This is a genomic window from Nocardia sp. NPDC004718 (assembly GCF_053601535.1).
The window spans coordinates 1-15,885 of record NZ_JBSGCA010000059.1; the positions used below are offsets into that span (position 1 = coordinate 1).

15 protein-coding genes and 1 tRNA gene are annotated in these 15,885 nt (G+C 62.3%); 9 read left to right on the forward strand and 7 right to left on the reverse strand.

Going from position 1 to position 15,885, the window contains the following annotated elements; translation table 11 throughout:
* Positions 1 to 43: 43 nt before the first annotated feature.
* The 3 genes from ACWEH3_RS30570 to ACWEH3_RS30580 all read right to left on the reverse strand — a co-directional run bounded on the left by ACWEH3_RS30570 (position 44) and on the right by ACWEH3_RS30580 (position 2,196).
* Positions 44 to 646, reverse strand: coding sequence for a serine hydrolase (locus tag ACWEH3_RS30570; protein ID WP_450022660.1), 603 nt, complete (start codon positions 644 to 646; stop codon positions 44 to 46).
* A gap of 132 nt (positions 647 to 778) precedes the next feature.
* Complete coding sequence (locus ACWEH3_RS30575) at positions 779 to 1,807, reverse strand: cation diffusion facilitator family transporter (RefSeq protein WP_450022658.1); 1,029 nt, start codon at positions 1,805 to 1,807, stop codon at positions 779 to 781.
* Complete coding sequence (locus ACWEH3_RS30580) at positions 1,804 to 2,196, reverse strand: ArsR/SmtB family transcription factor (protein WP_450022656.1); 393 nt, start codon at positions 2,194 to 2,196, stop codon at positions 1,804 to 1,806. The genes ACWEH3_RS30575 and ACWEH3_RS30580 overlap by 4 nt, the downstream gene beginning before the upstream one ends.
* A gap of 529 nt (positions 2,197 to 2,725) precedes the next feature.
* Between ACWEH3_RS30580 and ACWEH3_RS30585 the strand changes: the two genes are divergently transcribed.
* The 4 genes from ACWEH3_RS30585 to ACWEH3_RS30600 all read left to right on the forward strand — a co-directional run bounded on the left by ACWEH3_RS30585 (position 2,726) and on the right by ACWEH3_RS30600 (position 6,479).
* Entirely contained in the window at positions 2,726 to 3,868 is a 1,143-nt protein-coding gene (locus tag ACWEH3_RS30585; RefSeq protein ID WP_450022654.1) for an acyl-CoA dehydrogenase family protein, read from the forward strand.
* Between the two features lie 81 nt (positions 3,869 to 3,949).
* Positions 3,950 to 5,422: a flavin-containing monooxygenase gene (locus ACWEH3_RS30590; RefSeq protein ID WP_450022652.1), complete on the forward strand. Its 1,473-nt coding sequence runs from the start codon at positions 3,950 to 3,952 to the stop codon at positions 5,420 to 5,422.
* A 74-nt stretch (positions 5,423 to 5,496) separates the two neighbouring features.
* Positions 5,497 to 6,309, forward strand: a complete 813-nt coding sequence (locus tag ACWEH3_RS30595; protein ID WP_450022650.1) for a DUF1542 domain-containing protein — start codon at positions 5,497 to 5,499, stop codon at positions 6,307 to 6,309.
* A gap of 94 nt (positions 6,310 to 6,403) precedes the next feature.
* A tRNA-Arg gene (locus ACWEH3_RS30600) sits at positions 6,404 to 6,479 on the forward strand.
* A 305-nt stretch (positions 6,480 to 6,784) separates the two neighbouring features.
* On the opposite strand, the gene ACWEH3_RS30605 is transcribed toward ACWEH3_RS30600, so the two are convergent.
* The 3 genes from ACWEH3_RS30605 to ACWEH3_RS30615 all read right to left on the reverse strand — a co-directional run bounded on the left by ACWEH3_RS30605 (position 6,785) and on the right by ACWEH3_RS30615 (position 7,586).
* Positions 6,785 to 6,985, reverse strand: coding sequence for a hypothetical protein (locus tag ACWEH3_RS30605; protein WP_450022646.1), 201 nt, complete (start codon positions 6,983 to 6,985; stop codon positions 6,785 to 6,787).
* A 103-nt stretch (positions 6,986 to 7,088) separates the two neighbouring features.
* Entirely contained in the window at positions 7,089 to 7,361 is a 273-nt protein-coding gene (locus tag ACWEH3_RS30610; protein WP_450022644.1) for a hypothetical protein, read from the reverse strand.
* Between the two features lie 6 nt (positions 7,362 to 7,367).
* On the reverse strand, positions 7,368 to 7,586 hold the full coding sequence (locus ACWEH3_RS30615; RefSeq protein ID WP_450022642.1) for a hypothetical protein: 219 nt from the start codon (positions 7,584 to 7,586) through the stop codon (positions 7,368 to 7,370).
* A gap of 304 nt (positions 7,587 to 7,890) precedes the next feature.
* On the opposite strand from ACWEH3_RS30615, the gene ACWEH3_RS30620 reads away from it, so the two are divergent.
* From ACWEH3_RS30620 to ACWEH3_RS30635, 4 genes are all read left to right on the forward strand, one after another.
* Positions 7,891 to 9,186, forward strand: a complete 1,296-nt coding sequence (locus ACWEH3_RS30620) for a hypothetical protein (protein WP_450022640.1) — start codon at positions 7,891 to 7,893, stop codon at positions 9,184 to 9,186.
* Positions 9,179 to 9,781 carry a 2'-5' RNA ligase family protein gene (locus tag ACWEH3_RS30625; RefSeq protein WP_450022638.1) on the forward strand — a complete coding sequence of 201 codons (603 nt, stop codon included), beginning with the start codon at positions 9,179 to 9,181 and terminating at the stop codon, positions 9,779 to 9,781. The genes ACWEH3_RS30620 and ACWEH3_RS30625 overlap by 8 nt, the downstream gene beginning before the upstream one ends.
* A 408-nt stretch (positions 9,782 to 10,189) precedes the next feature.
* On the forward strand, positions 10,190 to 12,097 hold the full coding sequence (locus tag ACWEH3_RS30630) for an ATP-dependent nuclease (protein WP_450022636.1): 1,908 nt from the start codon (positions 10,190 to 10,192) through the stop codon (positions 12,095 to 12,097).
* Positions 12,090 to 13,907, forward strand: coding sequence for a UvrD-helicase domain-containing protein (locus ACWEH3_RS30635; protein WP_450022634.1), 1,818 nt, complete (start codon positions 12,090 to 12,092; stop codon positions 13,905 to 13,907). The genes ACWEH3_RS30630 and ACWEH3_RS30635 overlap by 8 nt, the downstream gene beginning before the upstream one ends.
* Before the next feature lie 60 nt (positions 13,908 to 13,967).
* Here ACWEH3_RS30635 and ACWEH3_RS30640 read toward each other — a convergent pair whose 3' ends face one another.
* Entirely contained in the window at positions 13,968 to 14,438 is a 471-nt protein-coding gene (locus ACWEH3_RS30640; RefSeq protein WP_450022632.1) for a hypothetical protein, read from the reverse strand.
* A gap of 98 nt (positions 14,439 to 14,536) precedes the next feature.
* Between ACWEH3_RS30640 and ACWEH3_RS30645 the strand changes: the two genes are divergently transcribed.
* Positions 14,537 to 15,658 (forward strand): PucR family transcriptional regulator, encoded by a 1,122-nt coding sequence (locus tag ACWEH3_RS30645; protein ID WP_450022630.1) that lies wholly within the window; start codon positions 14,537 to 14,539, stop codon positions 15,656 to 15,658.
* The last annotated feature ends 227 nt before the right edge of the window (positions 15,659 to 15,885 follow it).

The following is a 15,885-nucleotide window of genomic DNA, read 5'->3' on the forward strand; positions in this document are numbered from 1 at the left end:
CGCAGCAACGTCGCCAACGACAACGGCTCGTCCTGCATAGTGCTCAACATCGGAACTCCTTCTTCCATCGATGACTTCCCCACAGAAAGCCACATCGTTCTCGGCCACCATCGGGTTCCGTACCAGCAGTTCCCGGGTCCGCGGCGGTGAGCGCCTCCCCCGGCGGGTTCGCCACGCCGGACCGATGCGCGAGCACCTGCCCGATCGTGCTGGATTCCTCGCCGTGACGGGCGTATTCGGGGATGCGGCGGCCGATCGGCGCGTGCGGTTCCAGCAGTCCGCGCTCGGTGCGCAGGCGCTCGGCGAATGCCGTGCCCCACTCGGACGCGGAGTAGGTGACGAACGGCGTGGTCATGTCGACCGGCACATTCGGCGCGTCGGTACCGTCGCCGTCCACGTGGCCCAGCGCTCGGTGGAATGCGACTTGTTCGGGCCTGCGCACGCTCACCTGTGCGGCCGGGCGCACACCGCTGCGATAAGCCGGTCGCATGCGCTGCCATGGATACTCCGCGTAGTCGCGCGGAAGACCGGCTTCGGGCGGATCCACTTCCGCGCCGATCGGCGCGACGATGGCGAGATCTTCCGGCTTGTGACTGCGTAGGACCAGGTCGGGCAGCTCAGGGAGAGTCGGTACACGCGGCGGCATGGTTCAGCACGCATCGACCATGAGCCACATCACACCGGGGATGCTACCCAACGGTAGGCCGCTGTGGGCAGCGGCCGCGGAAGAAGAACCACGACCACCCATCCGACGGCATGCGCCATCAGTTTGCGCTGGTCAGCTCGGCGCGCGACCCGGCCCGGAGACCGCGACTTCGGTATGCGCCGGATAGGCGTGCACCACAGCGGTGTCCAGCTTGGGCACCACATGGGTCAGGGCGTGCTGAGCCTCGTGCGCGACGCGGTGCGCGTCCGCGAGCGTGATCGTCGGGGCGACGTCCAACTCGACGTCGGCGTGCAGCCGGTGACCGATCCACCGCATGCGCAGGCTGCGCACGCCCTGCACGCCGGGCTCGGCGGCCAGCGCCCGCTCGGCCGCGGTGACCATCCCGGGCTCGACGGCGTCCATCAAACGGCGCAACACGTCGCGTGCCGCGGTTCGCAGCACCGCGAGGATCGCCGCGGTGATGAGCAACCCGACGATCGGATCCGCGAGGGGGAAGCCGAGCGCCACTCCGCCCGCGCCGAGCAGCACGGCCAGCGAGGTGAAACCGTCGGTGCGCGCGTGCAGACCGTCGGCGACCAGCGCCGCCGAGCCGATCCGCCGGCCGACGCGGATCCGGTACAGCGCGACCGTCTCGTTGCCCAGGAACCCGACCAACCCGGCCGCGGCGACCCAGCCCAGATGCTCGATCGGCACCGGATGGAGCAGCCTGCGCACCGCCTCGTATCCGGCGATGAGCGCCGACAAGGCGATCATCGCGACGACGAACAGCCCGGCCAGGTCCTCCGCCCGGCCGAAGCCGTAGGTGTAGCGCCGGGTCGCGGCCTTGCGGCCGAGCGCGAACGCGATCCACAGCGGAACCGCGGTCAGCGCGTCGGAGAAGTTGTGCACGGTATCCGCGGCCAGCGCCACCGAGCCGGAGACGGCGACGATGCCCAGTTGCAGCACCGCGGTGCATCCGAGCACGACCAGGCTGATCTTGACGGCCCGGATGCCGATCGCGCTGGCCTCCAGCGCGTCATCCATGCTGTCGGCGGCGTCGTGGCTGTGCGGGACGAAGATCTCCCGCAGCACAGCGAAGGGTCCCGAAGGATGCCGGTGGTGATGATGTCCGTCATCGTGGTGGTGATGCCGATGGGTCATGCGCTCGCCTCGTCTCGGCCGGGGAGTTCACGCAGCGCGCTCGCGCCACGATGATGCGCGGGAACGCCGGGGCCCGCATGCTCGGCGTTGTACACCGCGTCCACCACGAGTTGCCGGACGTGCTCGTTCTCCAGGCGATAGAAAATCGTCGTCCCCGATCGGCGGGTGTTCACCAACCGCGCCATGCGCAATTTGGCCAGATGCTGGGACACCGAAGGCGCCGGCTTGCCGACCTGTCCGGCCAGGTCGTTCACCGACAGTTCGCGGTCGACCAGCGCCCAGAGCACTTGCACGCGGGTGGGGTCGGCAAGCATGCGGAACACCTCGACAACCAGTCCGACCTGATCCTCCGCGAGACGCGGCCGCCATTCCTGGCTATCTGCATTCATACGCAGATATTAGAACAGACGAAGCCGCCGATGCCAGCGCTCCGGGCCGGTGTGGCGGCGGCACCCCCTGCGTTGCCGCCGACACACCGGTCGACCCCGGATCCCGACAGTCTTCTGTCTTAGTCGAGTGTGGCGTCAGTGCGCCAGGCGAGCGAAGCGATATCACCCGACTGAGACAAACCGATCGGCACGCCCTTCCCGCGATGTGGACATGCCGCGCGCACAACGACGGTTACCAGCACGAATACCGCGGCGTCGCAGCGACGTTCACGCGCACCTGTACACACAACTGCACGTGCAGAAGGAGCGTCCTGCAACGAGATCGCACTCGGCCACCAGGTGCCGCTCCGGTCGGAACATTCTGCACCGAACTCGTCGTATCCGCCGCGATCGTGTCCGGACCGGAATGTCCCGCCGTGCCGCAGGCTGGATGCGCCGACGACCGCCCGACGACGCGAAGGAGCCGCCGGACACCCCCCGGTTACTGTGAATCACGAGAGACGCACCGAGCGACCGTGGAGTAGACGACATGCCAGTGGACCGAATGCTGCCCACCTCCGAGGCCAGGGACCTGCTGGAGCTGACCCGCGACATCGCCGACAAGGTGCTCGAACCGCGCGTGGCCGAGTGCGAGAAGACCGGGATCTTCCCCGATGGCGTCTTCCCCGCGCTGGGCGCCGCAGGGCTGCTCAGCCTGCCGTATCCGGAGGAATACGGCGGCGGCGCGCAGCCCTACGAGGTGTACCTCCAGGTGCTCGAGGAGCTCGCCGCCCGGTGGGCCGCCGTCGCCGTGGCCGTCAGCGTGCACAGCCTGTCCTGCCATCCGTTGTTCGCTTTCGGCACCGAGGAACAGAAGGAACGCTGGCTGGCCGACATGCTCTCCGGCGAGCCCGTCGGCGCCTACAGCCTGTCCGAGCCGCATGCCGGTTCCGACGCAGCCGCGCTGCGCTGCCGCGCCACCCCCGTGACGGGCGGCTACCGGATCACCGGCGCCAAAGCCTGGATCACCAACGGTGGACGCGCCGACTTCTACACCCTCTTCGCCCGCACCGGCGAAGGTTCCCGCGGCATCTCCTGCTTCTTGGTCCCCGGTGATACCGAGGGGCTCAGCTTCGGCAAGCCCGAGGAGAAGATGGGCTTGCGCGCCGTGCCCACCACCACCGCCGCCTATGACGACGCGTTCCTGCCCGCCGAACGTCGTATCGGCGCCGACGGACAAGGACTCTCGATCGCCTTCAGCGCCTTGGATTCCGGCCGTCTCGGCATCGCCGCGGTCGCCACCGGCCTGGCGCAGCGCGCCCTCGACGAGGCCGTCGCGTACGCCAAGGAACGTGAGGCGTTCGGCCGCCACATCATCGACCACCAGGGGCTCGGCTTCGTACTCGCCGACATGGCCGCCGCCGTGGACTCCGCCCGCGCCACCTACCTCGACGCCGCCCGCCGCCGCGACGCGGGCCTGCCGTACTCGCGTCAGGCCAGCGTGGCCAAGCTCGTCGCCACCGACGCCGCCATGAAGGTGACCACCGACGCGGTCCAGGTGTTCGGCGGCTACGGCTACACCCAGGATTTCCCGGTCGAGCGCTACATGCGCGAAGCCAAGGTCATGCAGATCTTCGAGGGCACCAACCAGATTCAGCGTCTGGTCATCGCACGCCAGCTCGCCGGGAACTGACGACCCAGGGTGGCCGGAAATGCCGATTGAATGACCGCGGATGTCTTCGGACCTGCGGATACCGGCTCGTACCCTGAATGGATGACGACGCCGTCCATCATCATCATCGGCGCCGGATTCGGTGGGCTCGGCATCGCGCTGGAGCTGCGGCGGGCCGGGCTGGACACCTTCACGATTCTGGAGCGCGCCACCGATCTCGGCGGCGTCTGGCGGGAGAACACCTATCCCGGCGCGGCCTGCGACGTGCCTTCCCCGCTGTACTCGTGGTCCTACGAGCCGAAGTCCGACTGGCCACGGCGTTTCTCCGAACAGCGCGACATCCACGAGTACATGCGGGGCGTAGCCGACCGGCACGGCCTGCGACGCTTCATCCGTTTCGGCACCGAGGTCACCGACGCGGAGTTCGACGAGCGCACCGCCCAGTGGACCGTCCGCACCGCCGACGGAGCGCAACTGACCGCCGACATCCTCGTCCCGGCGGTCGGCCAGCTCTCGCGCCCGGCCCTGCCGAACATCCCGGGCATCGAAACCTTCACCGGTCCGGCGTTCCACTCCGCCGAATGGGATCACGATGTCGACCTGACCGGCAAGCGGATCGCCTGCATCGGCACCGGTGCCAGCGCGATCCAATACATCCCGCGCATTCAGCCGACCGCGGGTCACCTCACGCTGTTCCAGCGCTCCGCCGCCTGGGTGCTGCCGAAGGCCGACGTCGAGTACAGCGCTCTGCATCACGCACTGTTCGAATACTTTCCGCCCAGCCGCCTCGCCGAGCGCTTCGCCATCTGGTTCTTCTTCGAGGCGCTCGCCCTCGGCCTGACCGACATCCCGGCGATCAAGACCCCCGTGATCGCCTTGGCCGACCGGCATCGGGAAAAGCAGGTGCCCGACGCCGAACTGCGCGCGAAACTGACTCCCGACTACGCGGCGGGGTGCAAGCGCGGACTGTTTTCCAACGAGTACTTCCCCGCGCTGGCGCAGCCGAACGTCACCGTGGAGACCACCGCCATCGAGTCGATCACGCCGACCGGAATCCGCACCGCCGACGGCGTCGAGCACGACGTGGACGTCATCATCTTCGGCACCGGGTTCAAGGGCACCGAGTTCCTTGCCCCGATGAACATCTACGGCCTCGGCGGACGCAAACTGGCCGACGTCTGGGGCGACGAAGGCGCCCGCGCCTACCTCGGCCTCTCGGTCCCCCAGTTCCCCAACCTGTTCATGATGTACGGCCCGAACACCAACGTCGGCTCCGGTTCCATCATCTACATGCTCGAATCCCAGGCCCGCTACATCCGCCAGGTCGTGCAGTACTTGACCGATCGCCCCGGCCGCTACCTCGCCGCCCGCCCCGCCGCCGAGCAACGCTGGGACGACTGGTTGCAGAAGCGGTTGAAGGACACCCCCTGGAACTTCTGCTCCAGCTGGTACCGCAACGCCTCCGGCCGGATCACCAACAACTGGCCCGGCGCGACCCTGCTGTACCGCTGGAAGACCAAGACTTTCGACCCCGCCGACTACGACGAGGCGCAAGCACCCGCCGCGACGCCGTGACCTGCGCACTCAGTGAGACCTCAGCAAGCCGACAGTAAACTGGCCTTGTCCGAGATCCCGCGGAAGAGGTGCCCATGTTTTGGCTGCTTATCGCCTTGATACTCGGCGCGCTGATCGTCTTGCTGATATGGCAGTCACAACAGAGCGAACAGCGTAAAGCTACCGAGTTGGCCGACGCCCTCGCCGACGCCAGGCAAGTGAACGAACGGCTCGGCGGTCAGGTCTACAGCCTCTCCGGCAGCAACGACGCCGCCGTCCAGGCGCTCGCCGACGCCTCCGAGCGGCATCTCGCGGCCGGCGCGCAACTCGACCAGGCCCGCACGCCCACGCAGGCACGGCTGGCGAAGCAGACCGCGCTGGAAGGGCTCTACTACATCAGGGCCGCACGGACCGCGATGAACATGGACCCGGGCCCCGCGATCCCCGGCCTCGACGGCCAGGACGCCGCGGGGCAGGTGACCGAGAAGCGCGTCGTCGAGTACGAGGGCAGGCAGATCAAGGCCGCCCCCGAACCCTCGTCATCGACACCGAACTACTACCCCGGCGGCCGAGTGGCCGGACGACCGGTACCCGCCGGGTGGTACTCCGAACCCTGGTGGAAACCCGCCATGGTCGCAGGCGCCTGGGGCCTCGGCTCGGCCCTGCTGTTCACCTCCCTGTTCTCCGGGATGTCCGGAGTGGGCTACGACGCGCACGGCTTCGAGAGCGGCTATGGCGAAGGGTTCCAAGACGGACTGGCCGCAGACGACGGCCAGAGCGGGGACTACGACCAAGGCGGCGACTACCCCGGCGGTGACGACCAGGGTGGGGACTACTCCGGCGGGTTCGACGGAGGCGGCTACGACGGTGGCGGGTTCGACGGCGGAGGATTCGACGGGGGCTTCTGATCCCGTCCACCAACGCCCATAGGACAGCGATGCGGCCTCCGAGCCCGTTACCCGGTAGACTGCGAACGTCCCGGGCGGGCCTCGAGCCCACCCAGCCTTCGTAGCTCAGGGGATAGAGCACCGCTCTCCTAAAGCGGGTGTCGCAGGTTCGAATCCTGCCGAGGGCACCAAAGTAGTCTGTTCCAAACCTGCGGTGCCCGCCGCAGGTTTGTTCTTATCGCTCATAGCCGCAGTTGATGTCGCGACCGTGCTGATCGCTAGGTTGCTGACCAAGCGGATGAATCTGGTTCGTTCGCGGGTTTGCCGTCGAGGTGGCGATTTTCCTGAAAGACTTTCGTGGCTGCACCTGGACAGGCTCGGTGACCAGATGTTCCGCCTGTTCGACCGGTGGCTTGCGCCGATCTTGGCGGTCGTATTTCATCTATTCACTGCGCTTGCCGCCGGCCGAAAGCGTGTTGTGGCGGACCGAACGTCGTCAGTCGGCGCACAGCAGTTTGACCACCGCCTGCAAATGCACCCAACAGTCATCCGGCCGGTGCGTCCGGTGGCTCTCCTGCAGCTGCATTGCCCGATTGGCCGTTAACTCCATCAAGTACGCATCACACATCACTTCCGCCAACGGTCCATCGGCATGAACATAGGTACGCTCGATCGGCTTCCGATCACGCTCGGGCATCACGCTGCGACTATCCTTCGATCTGTCTTTCGCGGCTCTACTGCACTCACCATGGAATACGCGGAGCAGGTAAATGGCCGAGCACTGTTTCGACTCAACACGGTCAGTCCCACAGCCCCGCGCACGGCAGGGGTGGGAGATCCGGACGGACATCGTCATCCACGGTCACGAAGCATTCCGGAAAGCCCTGCGCGAGTTGATCGGCGACGTTGTGAGCCTGCTCAGCGCTGGCGATGTAATCCAGGCTCAGGGCACCGAATTCGATGTGAATGTGGCGAATCCGGCGTAACGGACGAGGCGGTGGCATCCCATCTCGCACCCCAAGTTGCCTGTGCCGTCTGGCTTCGATCGGATTGCTATCCGGGATGGCAGTCACGACCGGTCACCGCGGCTTACTCGTCGACAAGACCATCCGTCCGCCCTCGACCAGCGCGTCCAAGGCGGCGGACTTGCGCGGGCAGCGGTTCGCCCGGCAGGCCACATGGAATTGCATCACCGAATGCGCCTGTTCGATCGTGAACGGCACCACTGGCGGTTGGTGGGCTTCTTCCTGGGTCATGGCGATGAGTCGGTACATCGCAAGCGAACGCGTGGTGACCATTGGATCGGAACCTCCGGGCAGAACGGGCAAAAACGGACGGTGGTACCCGGTACCGGGGGCTTTCGCCACCGGCCTGCCACTCTGGCGGCCAGTGCGCCGGACGGGGGGTCCTGGCGTCAGCCCGGTACCGGGTGCCGCTTTTGACTTTGGCGCACAAGCAGTTTCGGGCGGCACGGCGCGGTGGTGGGGTACTGTGGGCGTACCGTAGGTGTTTGCCCAGGTCAGGCGTTCAAAACCGTAGGTAGAGGCGATGGTACGAGGGCGGGAATGGACCGGCTTTGAAGCAGCCGCACTCCAAGAAGCAATGCGTAAGTCGATCCGCGATTTCGCGGCACTGCTTGGCGTCGAGACCACCACGATCACAAACTGGCGCAGCGGCCTGAGCGCTGTTACGCCCAGGCCAGGGACGCAGGCCATCCTGGACACGACCTATCAGCAACGGGCGACGGCCGAAGATCGGGCGCGGTTCGAGCAAATCGTGGCCGAAGGCGAAACGGTTTGGAAGGAGCGGCGAGCGATACGTGCTCGGTCGACACAAGCCGAAGCTGCTGTCGACTCTGAATCTCTCGCTCGGGATGGCGAGATAGAGTTGGCCTCCCCTGCCCCCAACGATCCGGGCATTACGGATGAGCTGCTCACCGTACTGAGCCGCATCCAACGGCTCAGCCGATCGATCGATCCCGCTGTCATTGACCAACTGCAATACAGCACGCACCTAAGCATCGCCCGGTACGAAACCCTCGACCCTTCCGAACTTGTTCCGGCGCTCAAAAAGCAGCGCCGGTGGCTCGATGAGCTCATCGAGCAGTCCAGCCATCCGACGCAGCGGCGTCACCTGTTTGAGATCGCCTGTGAGACGTCCGGCCTACTCGGCTACATCGCTGTCGGTTGCGCGAATTTCTCACTTGCTCGCGCCTACTGCCAGGAGTCGTTCCAACTCGGCGAGCATGCCGAAGACAGCAACCTCACCGCTTGGGCGCGTGGCATGCAGAGCTTCTGCGAATACTATGCGCGACAGTATGATGCCGCGCTTCGCTTCGCCGAGGATGGTTTCGTCCGCGCAGCGGGCGGACCACAGAGTGTACGACTGGTAATCAATGGTGTGGCGCGTGCCAAAGGAAAGCTCGGCGACACCGAAGGCGTCCACCAGGCTGTCGAACGAGCACACGACCTCCTATCGCACCACGGTTCGCCGGCCGGGGTGCCGTCCAGTATCTCGCTTGGGAGCTACAGCTCGGCTCAGGTAGCCGGGAACGCAGCCACGGCGTACCTTTCGTTGGCGATGCCGGACAGAGTTGAAAAGTACGCGGACAACGCCTTGGCCGAAATGAGCGAGGCGAACTCGCCGTGGGGTCGTTCGCTGGTGATGATCGACGTGGCACGTTCGCATGTCTTGAGCGCGGAGGCTGACCTCGATGCCGCCGCTGACATCATGCTCGACGCCCTCGATCCGTCCCGCGGCACGCTCATGATCCAGGTTCGCCGCCGAGGGTTGGAGTTCGTGCGCGACGCCGTTGCTCGGTGGGGTGACACGTCAACGCTCCGGAATATCCGAGACATGCTGGCCAGCTCGAACAACCCGGACGAGCAGCATGGATAGCTCGCGGCTGGAGCCCATCGAGGGGCGCACCGGCCCGCTCGGCCACTACTGGTTCCTGACCTTCGAGCACGCGCCCGACCTTCACGCACTGACCAAATCGTGCCAACAGATCATAGATACGGCATACTTCGAACTGACTCCTGTGGATGGCCTCCATCTCACACTGGATCGGATCGCTCACGACGGCTCCAGTAAACCGGAACAGCTGGAGTGGATCGCCACGGCTGCGCGTCACGCATGCCATGACCTGGCTCCGTTCACCCTGACCATGGAGCGAGTCATGAACCTACGTGGCGCAATTGGATTCGTCGCCTCGCCGGAGGAACGCGTACGCGCGTTGCGCGATGCGCTACGCGCGGCGACGTTGTCCATCCTCCCCGATGCACCGGTGAAGGACTCAGCGTCCATGCCTCACGTGACGATTGCCTACCCAATGTTCGAGGGGCTTGCCGCGAGGGCCGCGGCGACGGCCGCGCGCATCGATTGGGCTGTCGGCGGCATCGATGTCGTTGTGTCTGAGGTCATGATGGCTGCCCTCGAACAGCGCGGGAATTTGTACCGGTGGCAAGTAGTGACGCGAGTCCCACTTGCCTAAATAAATGTCCACTGGCGGACTCATAGGATAGTCGATTCCCGTCTCGAGATAGGCAACCCTTAGCTAATAGTGGCCACGAGTTCTTGGCTTAGCTCTAGATTCGAGCCTCTATAAAATACTGGACGGTCGAATAAAATAGGACCGCGATCTTTGCAGCTCAAAGCCGTTCCTGACTCCTGTGATCGAACTCATTCCGACACGCCGTGGCCGAAAGGTGTCGGATTTCGAACTCCGCCAGTTGACCCAGTAGAATCGACACCCGGCACGCCAGCAATCTCTAGCCTCGGAGACGCGACACAGTTGATCACAGTTGATCTACCACCGATGAGTCGTCGCGCCACGAGCGGTGCACTCGACGCAATCTCGCGCAAACCGGGCGTCCCATTAAATTTGCTATTATGAATACATATGAATCGCGGGGACATCATTAATACACCGATTTCTAAAAGTCGCAAAGCGATGTACTTGCGTCAAATTCATATTTCCAACTTCCGGTCCTGCATAGATACTACCGTCCACCTCCAGCCGGATATCACCATTCTTGTGGGTGAGAACAACGCGGGAAAGTCGAATATTATTGAGGCTCTTCGACTCTCAACTGTGCCACTCAGTCGAAGGCGTACGCGATACTTTGAGCTTGACGACGCCAACCGATCTAACCTCGGCTCGGTTGTCATCGAGAATGAATATGATCAGCTGTCAGAATTCCAGGAGGCGCACTATATCGCCGCGTATGACCTGATAACTAAGACAGCAACTTATCGCACCACATATGTGCCGGACTTCGCGAATGAGAGAAAGTCCAAAGTCGAGAATACCGTAGGCAAGAATGGCCGGTCCGACACAGAGCCGGAGAAGCGTGAACAAATCAATCACGTCTATTTGGCACCACTGCGGGATGCAAACCGTGAACTTGACTCCGGTTCAGCCAGTCGTCTTGCTGCGATAATTCAAGGATTATTGGATGAGGAGGAGCAGAAGAAGTTCCTCGATTTAGCACATGAGCAACTGAAGCATCTTGAGGAACAGCCAGCAGTCACCAAACCGCGTGACCTTATTCAAAAGGAACTGACAGCACTAACGGCTCCAGTCAGAGGGCAGAGGGTGGGTCTCGGGTTTGACGACTTACGGCTGGACCGGTGGACTCGCAGCTTGCGTGTGAAAATGTCAGAGCACGACCTCGATCTGCGTAGTCTGATGAATTCTGGACTTGGATACGCAAATCTGCTGTACCTCGCGACCGTCGTGCTTGAGCTGAGTAATGTACATGACTCCGAACTGACGCTTTTTCTTGTCGAAGAACCAGAAGCACACCTCCACCCTCAGTTACAGGCGGTGGTGCTCGACTACCTCCGAGATCAGGCGCAGCAGTCCATTACGAAACAGGATGACACACACCCTGCGGGCCGAATTCAGGTTATCGCAACGACCCATTCTCCTAATCTGGCTAGCGCAGCTGGATTAGACAACGTTGTTGTCATGAAATCAATCAACCAGCAAGGCGACTCATACGTTCCGCCTCACACCTGCGCGTTAGCCCTCTCAAGACTGAATCTCGACGATGACGAGAAGAGAAAGATCAACCAGTATCTCGACGCTACGAGGGCAGAGCTACTCTTTGCGCGAAATGTGATTCTGGTTGAGGGAATCTCTGAAATGGTAATTATCCCCGCCCTAGTCAGACATGTTGTTCTAAAGGGTGAAGGCAACGCTGCGCGTCGCCGACAGTTCCGTGGCGTGTCACTGATAAACGTCGGCAGCGTTGATTTCAAGCCCTACATAAAGCTGCTTCTTCAGGACATCGATGGGCACCGGTTGGTAGATCGTCTCGTTGCCGTGACCGATAAAGACCCGAAGCTTCCCCATGAGAAGGCTCAAGCACTCGAAGGGAAAGAAAAGGCCGAAGACGAAGACGAAGACGACGATTCCTCTGAGCCGGTGATTTATAACCGTGCTGCTGATCTTTCTGCATTGGCAACACGCATCGGTGCGAGCGACGCTCTACACGTTGCTGAAGCGCCTCACACCCTGGAGGCCGATCTACTTGAGCCTGTTGCTACGAATTTGGCAGTCTTCCAAAAGGCGTTTACTGCACAAAAGACGAGCGCGAAATCTTTACAAGTTCTGAGAGAGATCGTGCAATCAGGCGACCCGGCACTCGGTTTCTACACCAAACTACGCAAGATAAAAAATTACATCAGCAAGGGTCAGTTCGCTCATGACTTTGCCGCGCATCTTGAGGAGTCGAGTGACTATCAATGCCCCGACTACCTCGTGAAGGCGATATTCTTTTCCATGGGAGAAGATCTTGAATAACTCCAATCACCCCTTCACCGAGGCACAACTTTCGCTGATAGAGGCAACCGGATCGCAGTATGTCCAGGCATGTCCAGGGGCTGGCAAAACCCACGCCATCGCGGAACGCTTTATTCGCCGACCCAACCACCACCCGCGCAAGGGAATTGGTCTACTGTCCTTCACTAATGCTGCAGCAGACGAAGCCGCGGCTCGGTGCTCGTCAAGACCCGAGCTACTTCGCGCACCAAACTTCGTTGGAACGATCGACAAGTTCATCAATAGATTCATTGTCGGCCCGGTTTGGAACTCACGCAATTCAATTGAGCCTCATTTCTTGGACGTGTGGAGTCAACTAGCCAAGACGACGGTCAGGTGTAAGGAATTCGCCGCACCGTTGGATTGGTTTGTATTTGACAGATCTGGAAGCGCATTCCTGGAGCGGCGCAGGGTGCCGGCCGCTTTTCGCAGTCGGTTCGACAATCTTGAGCACTGGAAGATTGAATCGCTTCAAGTCGACGCAAAGGCCTATCGTCTGGCTCTCATCAGTAAGGGGTATCTGAGCGCAGAAGCCTCACGGGTTTTTGCACAGCTCTACCTGTCCGAGAATAGTACACGCCAACGACTGTCAAATATCCTAACGCACCGATTCTCCGAAATTATCGTAGATGAAGTGCAAGATTGCTCGAACGAGGATATAGACATCCTAGATTTTGTCCAAAAGGCAGGTATAGAACTGGTACTGGTGGGAGATCCCGACCAGGCAATATACGAGTTTCGCGGTGATTCGACAAATGCCGTGAGCCGATTGGACTCGCTTGCACCAAAAGGCGATCGGCTCAACGGCAATTTTCGCAGTACTCCAGCGATCTGTGCTATTTCGAGCAGCCTTCGCACATCGGATAGCGTGGACGATATGCCAGTCGGCTCAAACAAGGACTCAAGTATGCCGATTCTGCTTTTGAAGTATGACAAGTTTACGACCGTCGCACCCATTAAAGCAAAGGTTGCGGAGATCTATGGAATCCGTAAAGAAGATTGCATCGTGCTGGCTCACAAGCGTAGTCAAGCCGCGGCATGCGCTGGAGGATCTGCTCCCGATGTGACCTCTGATGCAAAGTTGCAACGCATAGCACTTGCTATTGAGGCTTTGCGATCGACTATCGGCGACGGGATTCGGCGAAGGGATGCACTCAGAGACCTCAAAGTGTGCTTGCACGAGTTAGCGAAAGATGAGTTCAAAGATCTGTCGGTACATGAGTTTTATGAACAGCTCGGATCTTCTGAGACCGACCATTCCGTGAGAGTACTTAGGTTGGCAATGGATCTTCAGCTTGACCGGGATCAGCCTCAGTCGATCTTTCGAGCCGCGCTAGTATCCGCTCTGCAACGCCACGGCTTCCACTGGATACAAGCGAGTCGACTTCGAACATCCGGAGGCGACTGGTCAGGACTTCCCTCTTCAAAGGCACAGCTTTTCGAGTTTGCGACTATCCACAACTTCAAGGGTCTGCAACGCAAATTTGTCACAGTTGTTATCCCATCCAACGAGAAACAGCAGTATCCTGAAACCGGTGTTGGGCAATGGCTTTCTAACGAACGAGGCGAGTCGCGGCGTGTGCTTTACGTTGGTGCCACTCGTGCGGAACAGATTCTAATGCTCGCAATCCACAGCTCTGAGTATGACGCGGTTTGTCAAAAACTAGTGGTTGACGGCGTCAATTTTGAGGAGGTGGATGACACACCGAAGAGTCGCAAGATCGCTGCTGATCCCCAGGAACTCGCGCTTGAGCTTGATTTCGGAATTCCGCCTGAGCTTGCCAGGCAGTGACTACGTAGCACATCACCTTGCAACTTGTATCGCTCACTGTCTGGCCTGGGATCGTCGACTCTAGCCTCGGCCCGCCACTGGCGGTCGCATCCGCACCCCTGCCCGCTTGAGCGCCTTGGCCACCGTACTTGCGTCCACGCCAAGCTCCTTGCCGATTCGGGCGGTTGTCCAGAGCTCTTCGACGTAGAACTTGGTTGCTCGCTCGACCAATCGGGGCGTCATCTTCACGATTGGTCGGATAGCGACACCAGATCGCCGCAAGTGCGCCTCGACCGTGTTCCGGTGCAGGCCATGCTGCTTGGCTAGCTTCACCCTCGATGTGCCGTGCCGATATGCGTCAACCAGCTCGGCGATCTGGTTAGGCTGGAGCTTGCGGTTCGGGCGATACGGCGCACACTCAGCTGCGTCCGCACAAACTTGCTGTTCAACCCGGTTTTCATGGGCGTCCAGATCCGGCCCCAGCTCGCGCACCAGCCTTGACAAATTGGGCGGAAAATTACAAAGGGATTCGCGGAGGCGCACAAACAACATGGGTAACTTTTTTGGCTATTGCCCTATGGGGTGCGTCAGTGCCTCCGCTTCGAACACCTCCGTTGTGCGCGCGCACAACGAGCGCTAGGTTCATGGCAGTGACCCAGGACACACACGTCTCGCACGCCCGCCTCCTTCGCGAACTGCGGGCGGATATGGCTGCGATCACCGAGATGGTGACTGCCAAGATCGAGCACGATGAGAAGGACTACGGAGACGCCGCGCTCGGTCACCACGAATTGACCTCTCTCGTTGGCGATAGCCTCGCAGCATTGCTGGACGCGATCGCCGGCGCCGAGTACTCGCTCGAGCCTGCTCGCAGAGCCGGGCGTCTCAAGGCCGAGCGCGGGATTCCACTGGACAGTCTGCTGCACGCCTTCCGCGTCGCGGGATTGGCGTTCTGGGAGGTCATCGTCGAACGCGCCGAACATGACGAGCGTCCCGCGCTGCCCCAGTTGTCCACGCTGGTGTGGGCCACCGTCGACGAGTACTCCGTCGCGGCGGCCGATGCCTACCGGCGCATAGTCGTCGTCGGGGACGAACAACCCGCTCAGCGGTTGTTGCGGGCACTGCTCGACCCCGATCTTCCCCCGACGCAGCGCGAGGGCCTGCGCGCAAGGATGCGCCTGCCCGTTCGAGGCACGTTCATCATCCTGGTCGGTGAGATTCGCCTGGTCGGGATGGGAGTGACCACTGTCAGGACCCTTCTCGCCGACGACCGGGTAACCCTGGCTGCCGCCAGCTCTCCGGTCGCGCTCGACCAAGCCGTCCGCGCTGCGCGGACGCCGGCCGGTGCGAGCAAACCGTTCACCGACCTCCTTTCCGCGCCCGCCGCGCTTGACCAGGCGCGCCTCGCGTTCCGGTGCCTGAGCCCGCAGGACACCGGAATCCACACCTACGCCTCATCGCCGGCACGTGCGTTGATCGCGGCCCACCCCCAACTCGCCGCAGACGTCCTGTCGGACGCGCTCGCCGCATTCGACCGACTCCACCCAGAGGACGCCGACGCTCTCGTGCAGACCGCTCTGGCCTGGTACGAGCTAGGCGGCTCGACGTCGGCGGTCGGAGAACGCCTTCACCTGCACCGCAACACGGTGTTGCACCGTCTGAAGCGGATCGAGCAGCTCACCGGCTCGGCATTCGCAGTACCAGCCGACGCGGCGCTGCTGTATTTGGCGCTGCAAGCACGGCTGCTCCAGGCACCCGGCGACGGGCTGTGATCGACCCTGTTCGCACTTCGACGACCCGCTTCCCGGCACCGAGCACGGCGAGGTCGAGGACGAACTACACCGAGCCGACTGGGAGGAGCCGGAACAGTCGGGAGACACGAGTTATCACGGCGCTCGCCGGAACTCATCGATCGGATCCCGACGACGCAGCCGCTCCGGTAGCCGTCTGGAGCCTTGCCGTCAGGCGGCTGCGTCCGGTTGGACAATGGCCCCGGCCC